General features: G+C 59.7%; 13 protein-coding genes. 9 read left to right on the top strand and 4 right to left on the bottom strand.

What is annotated here, in order from left to right; genetic code table 11:
- Window positions 1-88: 88 nt before the first annotated feature.
- Together J3P93_RS15065 and J3P93_RS15060 are read right to left on the bottom strand one after the other, a co-directional pair.
- A complete protein-coding gene (locus J3P93_RS15065) occupies window positions 89-1165 on the bottom strand; it encodes a diguanylate cyclase domain-containing protein (RefSeq protein ID WP_434589147.1) in 1077 nt (358 codons plus the stop codon).
- A 157-nt stretch (window positions 1166-1322) separates the two neighbouring features.
- On the bottom strand, window positions 1323-1757 hold the full coding sequence (locus J3P93_RS15060; protein WP_434589145.1) for a thioredoxin domain-containing protein: 435 nt from the start codon (window positions 1755-1757) through the stop codon (window positions 1323-1325).
- Between the two features lie 363 nt (window positions 1758-2120).
- Here J3P93_RS15060 and J3P93_RS15055 point away from each other — a divergent pair, with 363 nt between their 5' ends.
- From J3P93_RS15055 to J3P93_RS15020, 8 genes are all read left to right on the top strand, one after another.
- Window positions 2121-2969, top strand: a complete 849-nt coding sequence (locus J3P93_RS15055; protein WP_434589143.1) for a transporter substrate-binding domain-containing protein — start codon at window positions 2121-2123, stop codon at window positions 2967-2969.
- A 51-nt stretch (window positions 2970-3020) separates the two neighbouring features.
- Window positions 3021-3683, top strand: a complete 663-nt coding sequence (locus J3P93_RS15050) for an amino acid ABC transporter permease (protein WP_024012746.1) — start codon at window positions 3021-3023, stop codon at window positions 3681-3683.
- A 9-nt stretch (window positions 3684-3692) separates the two neighbouring features.
- Complete coding sequence (locus J3P93_RS15045; RefSeq protein ID WP_434589140.1) at window positions 3693-4355, top strand: amino acid ABC transporter permease; 663 nt, start codon at window positions 3693-3695, stop codon at window positions 4353-4355.
- Window positions 4352-5143: an amino acid ABC transporter ATP-binding protein gene (locus J3P93_RS15040; RefSeq protein ID WP_434589138.1), complete on the top strand. Its 792-nt coding sequence runs from the start codon at window positions 4352-4354 to the stop codon at window positions 5141-5143. The genes J3P93_RS15045 and J3P93_RS15040 overlap by 4 nt, the downstream gene beginning before the upstream one ends.
- 30 nt (window positions 5144-5173) lie before the next feature.
- Complete coding sequence (locus tag J3P93_RS15035) at window positions 5174-5563, top strand: RidA family protein (protein ID WP_090283235.1); 390 nt, start codon at window positions 5174-5176, stop codon at window positions 5561-5563.
- 156 nt (window positions 5564-5719) lie between these two features.
- Window positions 5720-6484, top strand: coding sequence for an IclR family transcriptional regulator (locus tag J3P93_RS15030; protein WP_434598394.1), 765 nt, complete (start codon window positions 5720-5722; stop codon window positions 6482-6484).
- A 39-nt stretch (window positions 6485-6523) separates the two neighbouring features.
- A complete protein-coding gene (locus J3P93_RS15025) occupies window positions 6524-7738 on the top strand; it encodes an amino acid deaminase (protein WP_434589136.1) in 1215 nt (404 codons plus the stop codon).
- Window positions 7739-7868: 130 nt separating this feature from the next.
- Window positions 7869-8801 (top strand): sugar kinase, encoded by a 933-nt coding sequence (locus J3P93_RS15020; protein ID WP_434589134.1) that lies wholly within the window; start codon window positions 7869-7871, stop codon window positions 8799-8801.
- Between the two features lie 114 nt (window positions 8802-8915).
- On the opposite strand, the gene J3P93_RS15015 is transcribed toward J3P93_RS15020, so the two are convergent.
- Together J3P93_RS15015 and J3P93_RS15010 are read right to left on the bottom strand one after the other, a co-directional pair.
- Complete coding sequence (locus tag J3P93_RS15015) at window positions 8916-9191, bottom strand: peptidylprolyl isomerase (RefSeq protein ID WP_434589132.1); 276 nt, start codon at window positions 9189-9191, stop codon at window positions 8916-8918.
- 50 nt (window positions 9192-9241) lie between these two features.
- A complete protein-coding gene (locus J3P93_RS15010; RefSeq protein WP_434589130.1) occupies window positions 9242-11779 on the bottom strand; it encodes a PAS domain S-box protein in 2538 nt (845 codons plus the stop codon).
- Between the two features lie 114 nt (window positions 11780-11893).
- Here J3P93_RS15010 and J3P93_RS15005 point away from each other — a divergent pair, with 114 nt between their 5' ends.
- Window positions 11894-13000 (top strand): PilT/PilU family type 4a pilus ATPase, encoded by a 1107-nt coding sequence (locus J3P93_RS15005; RefSeq protein ID WP_434598391.1) that lies wholly within the window; start codon window positions 11894-11896, stop codon window positions 12998-13000.
- Window positions 13001-13093: the final 93 nt, after the last annotated feature.

Raw genomic sequence — 13093 nt, 5'->3', positions numbered from 1 at the left:
GGTTTTGTGTTTGCGGCAAATCGAATGCCGCACGCACCTTGTCGGAACTGGCCTGCCAGCCATGGCGATCGGTCAGGCGACGCAGCTGTCATGAATGAAAGGTGTACCGGTCCTTGCCGGTGTGCTTGGACTCATACAACGCCGCATCAGCCTTGATCAACGCCTGATTCAACGTGTCACCATCCTCGACCCGGGTTATGCCGATGCTGATGGTGACCGGGTGCTCGGCAGGCTGTTCACGGACCAAACGGCACAGCTCAGTGGCAAGCCCGGCAGCATCTTCGCGGCGCACGGCCGCCAGATAGATCGCAAACTCTTCACCACCCAGGCGCGCGTAGTCGAATTCAGCCATCACGGTTTTGATATCGGCAGCGACGCGTTTGAGCACTTCGTCACCGATGTCATGGCCGAAGGTGTCGTTGACCTTCTTGAAATTGTCGATGTCGATCATCATCAGAAAGTGGTCGTATTCGCGTGGAATCGCTTGCAGACGCTGTTGCGCGTGCGTCATGAACGCGCGACGGTTGGGAATTTGCGTCAGTGGGTCGTTGTACGCCTGTTCCAGCAGCAACCTGGACATGATGTAGTTGCTAAACCGCGCCTCGCGAAATTTCAAAAACGCGTACAGGGTCAGCGCGCAGAGGAACACGCTGTAGCAGGCGGTCAGTACGCCGCGCAGTTCGCCCAGTTCGGTGCTAGTACCGAGGAACGGGTTAAGCAACAGCCAGATAACCACCTGCACGGCAAAAAACGCCCAGCGCCGCAACGGCAACACCGAAACGCTGTACAGCAGGCTCGCAGCGGCGAGCATCAGCCACGAACTGTGCACCGCAGGCGGCAGGCCGTCGACGATCATTCGCACGCCGACCGTCAGGCCCACGACCAACAACACGGTGAGCACATCAAAGTGCGCGGCTTTGCGAGTAAACGCGAGGGCCAGGGTCAAAACACCGAAGGCCCCAAGAAACACCATCGAGCGCCAGGTGAAGCCTTGTCCGCCCATGAAACTGACGATCAGGTCGAACAACAGCCACATGAAAATGCTGACCACGTAAATCAGCACGCTAAAGGGTTTCAGTCGCTCGAATTCGCGCTGAAGAAACTCGCTTCTCAACGGCGCCGACGCGCTTTCCTTCAAGGCCTGCGCTTCTATGCTTTCGAACATGCTCGTCCTGCTGCTTGTTTTGATGGCAGCGGCCACGCGCCTGAAGGGCTGTAGCGCTGCGTGTTCGCTCAAGAGCAAAGCAGCCGGATGGGCAGTTGTCCAATCCCGGTTCGTGTGCACGTTTGTCAGTGCTGTTCGGCGCGAGTGAGCTTCCCGCTTACCCGATCAGCCGGTGACGGGCACGATTAACCATACACAACGACCGCAGCGCCCGGCGCAACCAGGCCAGATCATGCTCAGGCTTACGCGCCGCTGCGGCTGGCGCCTTGGTCTTGCCGACGTGCCGGGCAAAGTCCTTTGCAAGCGTCTCTTCGGTTCCGATGCCCTTCAGCTTTTTCAGCAACTTGCCATCCTTGTAAAACAACACGGTGGGTGTGCCGGTGACTAACGGATGGCGCGGGGACTGGCTGGTGTCGAGCATGTACACGTTGGCACGGTGGCGGTAGGGTTCAGCGGTCTGTCGAAAGATCGGCCCGGCCCATTCGCACGCGGGGCAGTGCTCGTTGGCAAAATACAGGATGACCGGGCGCCAGGTTTTCAGGGCTTTGCGATAAACCGGTGCCAGCGTTGCCGCAGGGGTGGATGCGCTCATCGAAGGCCTCCTTTTCAACGACGGTGAGGTCTGGCGACGTTAAAGGAGGGTGTGTGATGACGTCTACTGTCAGAAATTACAGGTGCCCTTCAAACAACGCCTGATTATCAAACGCACCGTATTCGCCCAACCCCATCCCATTTGGGAACCAGATACCCGCCTGCAGTAGCATTCGGTAGCGCAACCGCTCCCTTCAACTCGCCACCCTCAAGCAATATTTTCATTGCATCTCTTTGATTCTAAAAACCTTTAAAACCCGCGCAGATTTCTGATCAAGGCTGTGGCACACTTTCTGCTGTCTATTCCGTAGTAACAAACCGTGTTCCGGTATAGCGGAATAAACACCATTCTGGAGTGCTTGCCATGCATCGCCGTCCTTCGTTGTTCAAAGCGTGTGTTTTCGTTCTTGCAGCTTCATCAACCGTGATGGGCCTGGCCCAGGCTGCCGAGAGCAAGCTCGACAGTGTCCTGGCCCGCGGCAAATTGATTGTCGGCACTGGCAGCACCAATGCGCCGTGGCACTTTCAGGGTGCGGACGGCAAGTTGCAGGGCTTCGATATCGATATCGCCAGGATGGTGGCCAAAGGGCTGTTCAATGACCCGAGCAAGGTCGAGTTCGTCGTGCAGTCGTCCGATGCGCGGATTCCCAATCTGCTCACCGACAAGGTCGACATGAGCTGCCAGTTCATCACCGTCACCGCCAGCCGTGCGCAGCAAGTGGCGTTTACTCTCCCGTATTACCGTGAAGGTGTTGGCCTGTTGTTGCCGAACAACAGCAAGTACAAGGAAATCGAAGACCTGCAAGCGGCGGGCGACGACGTCACCGTTGCTGTGCTGCAAAACGTCTACGGCGAAGAACTGGTGCATCAGGCCTTGCCCAAGGCCAAGGTCGATCAGTACGACAGCGTCGATCTGATGTATCAGGCAGTGAACTCCGGCCGTGCCGACGCGGCTGCCACCGACCAGTCTTCGGTCAAATACCTGATGGTGCAGAACCCTGGCCGCTATCGCAGCCCGGCATACGCCTGGAGCCCGCAGACCTACGCCTGCGCCGTCAAACGCGGCGATCAGGACTGGTTGAACTTCGTCAATACCGCGTTGCATGAAGCCATGACCGGCGTTGAATTCCCGACCTACGCCGCGTCGTTCAAGCAATGGTTCGGCGTCGATCTGCCGTCGCCGGCGATCGGTTTCCCTGTCGAATTCAAATGATCCCGTGAGAGCGGGGCGATTGCCGTCGCCTCGCTCAAGGTACTGCTGACCATGAACTATCAGTTGAACTTTGCCGCCGTGTGGCGCGACTTCGACACCTTGCTGGCGGGGCTCGGTCTGGGCCTGCAACTGGCGCTGGTGTCGATCGCCATCGGTTGCGTGATCGGCCTGCTGATGGCGTTTGCCTTGTTGTCGAAGCATCGCGCCTTGCGGGTGCTGGCCTCGGTGTACGTCACGGTGGTACGCAATACGCCGATTCTGGTGTTGATTCTGTTGATCTACTTTGCCTTGCCGAGCCTGGGCATCCGGCTGGACAAGATTCCCTCGTTCATCATCACGCTGTCGTTGTACGCCGGTGCGTACCTGACTGAAGTCTTCCGCGGTGGCTTGCTGAGCATTCCCAAAGGGCAGCGTGAAGCCGGGCTGGCGATCGGGTTGGGCGAGTGGCAGGTCAAGGCCTACGTCACCGTGCCGGTGATGCTGCGCAATGTTTTGCCGGCACTGTCGAACAATTTCATTTCGCTGTTCAAGGACACCTCGCTGGCCGCTGCGATTGCGGTGCCGGAGCTGACTTACTACGCGCGCAAGATCAACGTCGAAAGCTACCGGGTGATCGAAACCTGGCTGGTGACCACGGCGTTGTATGTCGCGGCCTGTTACCTCATTGCCATGCTGCTGCGGTACCTCGAGCAGCGTCTGGCGATCCGCCGATAGGAGGCTGCGATGTACGAATCACCTAGCTGGTTGCATGAATTGTGGGTCGCTCGCGAGCCGCTCTTGCAAGGTTTTCTGACCAGTGTGCAAGTGTCGGCGCTGGCGATCCTGCTCGGCACCTTGCTCGGCGTTGTTGCCGGGTTGGTGCTGACGTACGGGCGCTTCTGGATGCGTGCGCCGTTTCGCTTTTACGTCGATCTGATTCGCGGCACACCGGTGTTTGTATTGGTGCTGGCCTGCTTCTACATGGCGCCGGCGCTGGGTTGGCAGATCAGCGCGTTTCAGGCCGGCGCCTTGGGCCTGACGCTGTTTTGCGGCTCGCACGTCGCCGAGATTGTCCGCGGCGCGCTGCAAGCGTTGCCACGCGGGCAGATGGAAGCGGGCAAAGCCATCGGCCTGACGTTTTACCAATCCCTCGGTTACGTGCTGTTGCCGCAGGCATTGCGGCAGATTTTGCCAACCTGGGTCAACTCGTCCACGGAAATCGTCAAGGCCTCGACCTTGCTCTCGGTGATCGGTGTGGCTGAATTGCTGCTCAGCACGCAGCAGGTCATCGCGCGGAATTTCATGACCCTGGAGTTCTATCTGTTTGCCGGTTTTCTGTTCTTCGTCATCAACTTCGGCATCGAATTACTCGGCCGGCACATTGAAAAGCGGGTGGCCCTGCCATGACTCAAGCTCAAGTTTCCCCACAGAATCAGGCGCTGCTGGACATTCGCGGCCTGCACAAACAGTACGGCGCGGTCGAAGTGCTCAAAGGTGTCGACCTGAGCATGCAGCGCGGCAACGTCGTAACGCTGATCGGCTCCAGCGGTTCGGGCAAGACCACGCTGCTGCGCTGCGTGAACATGCTCGAGGAATTTCAGGGCGGGCAGATTCTGCTCGACGGTGAATCCATCGGCTATGACGAGGTCAACGGCAAGCGCGTGCGTCATGCGGAAAAAGTCATCGCCCGCCATCGTGCGATGACCGGCATGGCGTTTCAGCAGTTCAACTTGTTCCCGCATCTGACCGCATTGCAGAACGTCACCCTGGGCTTGCTCAAGGTGAAGAAAATGCCCAAGGACGAAGCCGTGGTCCTCGCCGAGAAATGGCTGGAGCGCGTCGGCTTGCTTGAGCGGCGCAATCACTTTCCCGGTCAGTTGTCCGGCGGTCAGCAACAGCGCGTGGCGATTGCCCGGGCGATTGCGATGAACCCCAGCCTGATGCTTTTCGACGAAGTCACCTCGGCGCTCGACCCGGAGCTGGTCGGCGAAGTGCTCAATGTGATCAAGGGCCTGGCCGAAGACGGCATGACCATGCTGCTGGTGACCCACGAAATGCGTTTCGCCTTCGAGGTCTCGGACAAGATCGTTTTCATGAATCAGGGGCGAATCGAAGAGCAGGGGCCTCCCAAGGAACTGTTTGAACGTCCGCAGTCACCGCGTCTGGCCGAATTCTTGAAAAGCACGCGGTTCTAATTTTTTGTTTTGTAATCAGGAGAAACACCCATGAGCATTACTCGTTATGGCACCGGCAGCACCGCCGCCGGCGGTCAGCCGCGTCCCTTCGCGCGTGCAGTCGAAGCGGATGGCTGGCTGCACGTCTCCGGCCAGGTGCCAGCGGTCGAGGGCGAGATCATTGTTGGCGGCATCGTCGAACAGACTCACCAGACCATGAAGAACCTGATCGCGATTCTCGAAGAGGCTGGTTATGGCCTGGAGGATGTAGTGCGGGTCGGTGTGTGGCTGGATGACCCGCGGGATTTCAGCAGCTTCAACAAAGTCTTCGGCGAATATTTCAAACCCGAGCACGCCCCGGCGCGGGCTTGTGTGCAGGCGAGCATGATGGTCGATTGCAAGGTTGAGATTGACTGTATCGCGTACAGGAAAAAGGCCTGAACCACACCGATCGTTCCCACGCTCTGCGTGGGAATGCCTCAAGGGACGCTCCGCGTTCCAATGGGACGCAGAGCGTCCCCGGCTGCATTCCCACGCAGAGCGTGGGAACGATCATTAGCGGTAAACTCCCGGCGACTTTGAATGGGAACCACTGATATGACCGAAGACACCATCAAGCGCCGGGCTCGCGGTCTGGACCGGGCGTTCGATATCCTCGATTTTCTCAAGGAAATCGGCCAGCCGCTGCGCCCGAACGACATCGCCAACGGCATCGGCAGCCCGAAATCCACGGTCTACGAACTGGTTGCCTCGTTACTCGAACGGCGCATTCTCGAGCCGGTGGGCAAGGACGGTCATGTCTACCTGGGCCGGCAGTTGTACTTTCTCGGCCAGGCGCATCTGCGCCATTTCGACCTCAGTCGCGAAGCCGATCACGCCTTGCAGGAGATCGTCCGCCAGACCCGCGAAACCGCGCAGATGTGCCTGCTCAACGGGCGCAAATACACGGTGGCGTTGATGAAGGAGGGCGAGCGGCATTTCCGCATTTCCTCCGACATCGGCGAGAACGCGCCGATCCCGTGGACAGCTTCCGGGCGCCTGCTGCTGGCGCACCTGAGCGACCAGCAGATCATCGACCTGATCGACGAAGACGACTACATCCTGCCCGACGGCGAACGTCTGCCGCTGGAGCGCTTTCTGGCGGAGATCCGTCAGGCCGGCATTGACGGTTTCTTCTCCTTCGACAGCGTCGCCGACACCTTCACCCATTGCTTCGCCGCGCCGGTCAAAGACCCGCACGGCGTAGTGATTTGTACCTTGTGCATCGTCGCGCCCCGGGCCGACGCGAAAACCCATTACGACGACTATCGCCGGGTACTGATAGAGAGCGCCAACAGCCTCGCCCGGCGCATAAACGAATAAACGCGGCTGCCTGCGGCCGCGACAACGAGGAGTTCGACCATGACGACTGCCAACAATCATGCTGTGCAAAAGGGCGACGCGGCCATCGGCGCGCAGCTGGTGCGCGATGTCAGCCTGCCCGCGCTGGTGCTGCACCGCCAGGCACTGGAGCACAACATTCGCTGGATGCAGAAATTCGTCAGCGACAGCGGCGCCGAACTGGCGCCCCACGGCAAAACCAGCATGACCCCGGCGTTGTTCAAACGTCAGCTCGATGCCGGTGCGTGGGGCATCACCCTCGCCAGCGCGACCCAGACCTGCGCCGCCTATGCCCATGGCGTGCGCCGGGTGCTGATGGCCAACCAACTGGTCGGCACCCCGAACATGGCGCTGATCGCCGACTTGCTCGCCGATCCGGCATTCGAATTCCATTGCATGGTCGATCACCCGGATAACGTCGCTGACCTCGGCGCGTACTTTGCCTCGCGCGGGCTCAAGCTCAACGTGATGATCGAATACGGCGTCGTCGGCGGACGTTGCGGTTGCCGCAGCGAGCAGGAAGTCATCGAACTGGCCAAGGCGATCAACGCCCAACCGGCGCTGGCCCTGACCGGCATCGAAGGATACGAAGGGGTGATCCATGGCGACCACGCGGTGAGCGGCATTCGCGAGTTCGCCGCCTCGTTGGTCCGCCTGGCGGTGCAGTTGCAGGACAGCGGCGGTTTTGCCGTTGCCAAGCCGATCATCACTGCGTCTGGCTCGGCGTGGTACGACTTGATTGCCGAATCGTTCGAGACGCAAAACGCCGCCGGGCGCTTTCTCAGCGTGCTGCGTCCGGGCAGTTACGTCGCCCATGACCACGGCATCTACAAGGATGCGCAGTGCTGCGTCCTCGACCGGCGCAGCGATCTGCACGAAGGCTTGCGCCCGGCGCTGGAAGTCTGGGCGCATGTGCAGTCATTGCCGGAAGCGGGTTTCGCGGTGATCGCACTGGGCAAGCGTGATGTGGCGTTCGACGCCGGTTTGCCGGTGCCATTGCTGCGCTACAAGGCCGGCGCCGTGCCAGGCGCGGGCGATGACGTGAGTGCCTGCAAAGTGACTGCGGTGATGGATCAGCATGCGTTCATGACGGTGGCGCCGGGCGTGGAACTGCGCGTGGGCGATATCATTTCCTTTGGCACGTCGCACCCGTGCCTGACGTTCGACAAATGGCGGGTGGGCTTGTTGGTGGATGAACAACTGACGGTGATCGAGAGCATGGAGACTTGTTTCTAGGGCTCCAGACCGCGTTGCGGCTATTCGCGAGCAGGCTCGCTCCCACAGGGATCGTATTCCAAATGTGGGAGCGAGCCTGCTCGCGATGACGGCGGCACAGCCACCACCGAACCATCAGAGACCCCCTGAAATGAACACCTTAAGCCCCCTGGGCCCAAACACCCCGCGCATCGCCCTGATCGGCGAATGCATGATCGAGCTGCAGCAGCGCGCCGATGGCAGCCTGCAGCAAAGCTTCGGCGGCGATACGCTGAACACCGCGGTGTATCTGTCCCGCGCCATGGGCGATCAGGCCAAAGTCGACTACGTCACCGCATTGGGCGATGACAGTTTCAGTGACGCCATGTGCCAGATCTGGGCAAACGAAGGCATTGGCCTCGATCTGGTCCAGCGCCTGCCTGGCCGTTTGCCCGGTTTGTATTGCATTCAGACCGACGCCAACGGTGAGCGACGTTTCCTTTATTGGCGCAACGAAGCCGCCGTCCGCGAGTGCTTCACCACACCGGCCGCCGAACCGGTGCTGGCGGCGTTGCCCGATTATGACGTGCTGTATTTCAGCGGAATTACCCTCGCTGTACTCGGTGCAAAGGGCCGGGAGAGACTGATCGAAACCTTGATCAATGCGCGGCAAAACGATGCACGGATCGTCTTCGACAACAACTACCGGCCGCGGCTGTGGGCTTCAGTTGAGGACGCGCGAGCGGCGTATCGCAGTATTTTGCCTCACGTTGATCTGGCGCTATTGACGGTGGATGACGAGCAGGCGCTGTTCGGCTTCCCCGACTGCGATGAAGTGTTTGCGGCGTATGCGCAGATCGGTACGCCGGAGGTGGTGCTCAAGCGTGGGGCCGAGGCTTGTCTGATTCGCTGCGAGGGTGCGGCGTTCGAAGTGCCGGCGCAGAAGGTCGAGACAGTGGTGGATACCACCGCGGCGGGGGATTCGTTCAGTGCGGCTTATTTGGCCAGTCGCTTGTCCGGTGGCAGTCCCGCAGAGGCAGCGCAAGCCGGTCATCTGTTGGCGAGCCGGGTGATACAGGTGCCGGGGGCTTTGATTCCGAAATAGTTGTTGAATGGCCGCTTGCTGGGCAATCGATCGCGAGCAGGCTCGCTCCCACATTTTAAATACGATCCCCTGTGGGAGCGAGCCTGCTCGCGAAGAGGCCCGCAAGCCAACTCACTAATCCCGGTAAAACACCTGCACCAGGTGATAACCAAACTTGCTCTTGATCGGCCCATGCACCGTGCGCAGGGGCTTCTTGAAGATCACCGCATCAATCGCACCGACCATCTGCCCCGGTCGCACTTCGCCCAGGTCGCCGCCGCGTTTGCCGGACGGGCAGGTGGAAAATTTCTTCGCCAGCACATCGAACGCCTCACCCTTGGCGATGCGTTGTTTGAGCTGTTCGGCCTCTTCGACGGTTTTCACCAGAATGTGGCGGGCTTGGGCTTTCATCGGGCGGTCCTGATAACGGGGTGACGGCGGGGCGCGGATTATGCCTCAAGTCACAGGGTTTGGCTGGTCATCGTGCGGATCTTGCTGGCCAGTAGTTCGACCGCGAACGGTTTGGCGACCATGTCCATGCCGTCCTCAAGAAAGCCCTGACGCTCGGCGGCTTTCTGCGCGTAGCCGGTCATGAACAGCACCTTCAGGCCCGGCCGATGCTGACGGGCAATCTCCGCCAATTGCCGACCGTTCATGCCCGGCAGACCGACGTCGGTAACCAGCAGGTCGACGCGCCGGCTGGACTCAAGCAGGGGCAGGGCGGTCTTCGCGTCGACGGCTTCGTAGGTCTGATAACCCAATTCCCGGAGCAGATCGAGCACCAGCATGCGCACCGCCGGATCGTCTTCGACCACCATCACGGTTTCACCGGTGGCGATGGTCGGCGTTTGTTCAACGGCCAGTTGCGTGGCTTGCTGCGCTTCGACGCCGTGCAGGCGCGGCAGATACAAACGCACCGATGTACCCTGGCCCGGCAAACTGTCGAGGCTGACATGCCCGCCTGATTGCTGGGCAAAACCATAAATCATCGACAAACCGAGGCCGGTACCCTGGCCGATCGGCTTGGTGGTAAAGAACGGATCGAAGGCCTTCGAGCGTACCGAGGGCGTCATGCCGGTGCCGTTATCGCTGACTGCGAGCATCAGATAATCGCCAGCCTTCACTGGTTCCAGCGTGGTGATGTCAGTGCCGTCGAGATAGACGTTGGCGGTTTCGATCAACAGCTCGCCACCATCCGGCATGGCATCGCGGGCGTTGATGACCAGATTGAGCAGAGCATTTTCCAGTTGGCTGACGTCGGTGCTGACCGGCCACACATCGTCGGCCAGTTGCAGTTTGAGTTCGATCGGATCGCCCTTGGTCCGCCGGATCAGATCCTCCAGCGATAGCACCAGCACATTGACGTCGAGGGTTTTGCGGTCCAGCGATTGGCGCCGCGAAAACGCGAGCAAACGGTGGGTCAGTGCCGCTGCGCGATTGGCCGAAGACACCGCCGCTTCGGTAAACCGGCCGATCTCGTCGGCCCGGCCGTTGGCAATGTAGCGCTGCATCAGATCGAGACTGCCGATGATCCCGGTGAGCATGTTGTTGAAGTCGTGAGCGATGCCACCGGTGAGCTGACCGACCGCTTCCATTTTCTGCGCATGGCGCAACGCATCTTCAGCGCGCTCGCGCTCGAACATTTCGCTCTGCAAACGCTGATTGGCCAGGGCCAGTTGCTCGGTGCGGGCACTGACGCGTTCTTCCAGGGTTTCGTTGAGATTGCGCAGGGCTTCTTCGGTTTTCTTGCGCTCGGTCTCGTCGATCACAAAGATGTAGAAACCGTTGACCGCACCGTCGGCGCCATAACGCGGCAGATAATTCATCAATGCGTGGCGGCTGCTGCCGTCGCGGTGCGGCGTGTACAGGCTGAAGGAACACGGCCGGCCGGCCAGCGCTTCGGCAATGTACGGCAGGCGCAGGAAATACGCCTCCTCACCAATTACCTCGCGGATCGTGCGCCCGTACAGCTCCTGTGGCGTGAGGCCGTACCAATCCAGATAAGCCGCGTTGTTCAAGCGAAAGCGCTCTTCGCGATCAACGTAGCTGATCAGAATCGGCATGGCGTTGATGATCAGTTGCAGCTCGGTCTGACTCTGACGCAATGCCTGTTCAGTCTGCTTGCGTTCGGTCAGGTCCAGCGCCGCGCCGAGGAACCGCGTCGGCCGGCCATGGTGATCCTTGTAGCAGCGCCCGCGCGCAAACACCCGGCGCACCTCGCCGTCACGTTGGAGCAGGCGATATTCCTCGGCGTATTCGGTGCCGTGGGTGATGCAGTGTTTGATGCTGCGCGCGACCATGGCGCGGTCTTCGGGGTGCACGCCTTGCAGGTAGTCGCTGATCGGCAATTGCCGGGCCTGCGCGGGATCGACCCCGTGCAACTGGGCGAAATGCGCGTCGGCGATAAAGCGGTCTTCGCCGATATTCCAGTCCCAGGTGCCGACCGCGTCGGTGGCAGCGAGGGCCAGTTGCAGGCGCTCTTCGGTTTCACGTTGTGCCTGCAGGCTTTCTTCGGAGCGACGCTGCAACTCCAGCGCCACGCGCCGACGTTCATTGGTTTCAATGGCGGTTACGAGAATCCCGGCGACTTGCGCGGATTCGTCGCGAATCGGGCTGTAGGTCAGATCGAGCCAGAAGTCGCTGTCCTTGCCGTCACGCTGCAAGGTAAACCGCCGTTCGCTGTAGGTGCGCACCTGGCCTTGCAGGACGGCGGAGTAAATCGGGTCAGTAAAGTCGCGAAGCTCCGGCCAGACCTCATGCGCCGGCTGCCCGAAAGCCTGCGGATGCTTCTGCCCAGCAAGCATGGCAAAACCGTTGTTGTAGATCTGCGTGAGCTCCGGGCCCCACAGCAACACCATGGGCATGGGCGAGTGAATGACGATGTCGACCGCAGTGCGCAGGCTCTGCGGCCAGCTTTCGGCAGCGCCCAACGGGCCGCGACTCCAGTCGGTGCGGGTGAGCAGTGCCTGGGCATCATCGGGAATCGGTACAGCGTTCATTACATCGGTCCTGAGCATGGTTCGGTGAGGCGGCGTCTATCATTGTTGCAAACAGGCGTGCGTCAGGTGCAGGCCAATTTCTGTTCATTGAATGCTTCGCGGGTGATTTTTGCCATGGAAATCGATGCACTGTTAGCAATTTTGTCCAATAAAAACGGCTCAGACCTGTTTCTTTCCACAGGTGCGCCGCCCAGCGCGCGGATCGACGGCGTGCTCGTCCCGTTGGGTGATCAGCCGTTCAAACTCGGCGATACCGCCGCCATCGCTGCCTCATTGATGGACGCCGAGCAGCAACGGGAGTTCGACCGGGATCTGGAAATGAATCTGGCAATCTCCCGAACGGGCATCGGCCGCTTTCGAGTGAACATTTTCAAGCAGCGCAACGACGTGTCGATCGTCATACGCAACGTCAAACTTGATATCCCGCGGTTCGCCGATCTGAAACTACCGCCAGTGCTGCTCGAAACCATCATGCTCAAGCACGGGCTGATTCTGTTCGTCGGCGCGACCAATTCAGGCAAATCGACCTCGCTGGCTGCACTCATCGATCATCGCAACCGCCATAGTACCGGGCACATCATCACCATCGAAGACCCGATCGAGTACATCCATCGGCATCAGCGCTCGATCGTCAATCAACGTGAAGTGGGCGTCGATACGCGTAGCTTCCACGCTGCGTTGAAAAATACCCTGCGTCAGGCCCCTGACGTCGTGCTGATCGGCGAAATCCGCGATCGCGAGACCATGGAGCATGCGTTGACGTTCGCCGATACCGGGCATCTGGTGTTGTCGACGTTGCACGCGACCAATGCCAACCAGGCGCTGGACCGGATCATCAATATGTTTCCTGAAGAGCGGCGGCCGCAGTTGTTGCAGACATTAGGCAACCAGATGAAGGCGGTTGTTTCGCAACGTCTGCTGCGTACGCTGGAAGGGCAGCGCAGGGCGGCGGTTGAAGTATTGTTGGGCTCAGCGACGGTGGCCGACCTGATCCGTCGTAATGAACTTGGCGAACTCAAAAACATTATGGAAAAGTCACCGGAAATGGGCATGAAGACATTTGATCAGGCCATTTTTGAATTGCTGGCAGAGGGCGCAATCAGCGAAGAGGAAGCGCTGAAAAATGCTGACTCATCAACTAATGTGAAACTGCGAATAAAACTGCATATGGAAAAAGATGTCAGACCTTCGAGCAGTGGCGAGTGGGGGTTGGTGGAATGACGCGTTAAATAAATTAACGCGCTAAATATATTCTCATAAATATCAGTTGGCTATTCTTTGGAGTAAGGCTCGATACTCCGTCGGCGCTGATTG

It is taken from the genome of Pseudomonas sp. R3-57 (assembly GCF_051132065.1).
Taxonomy (GTDB): Bacteria; Pseudomonadota; Gammaproteobacteria; order Pseudomonadales; family Pseudomonadaceae; genus Aquipseudomonas.
The sequence above is the reverse complement of the archived record's forward strand: the minus strand, read 5'-3'. Positions and strand labels throughout refer to the sequence as shown.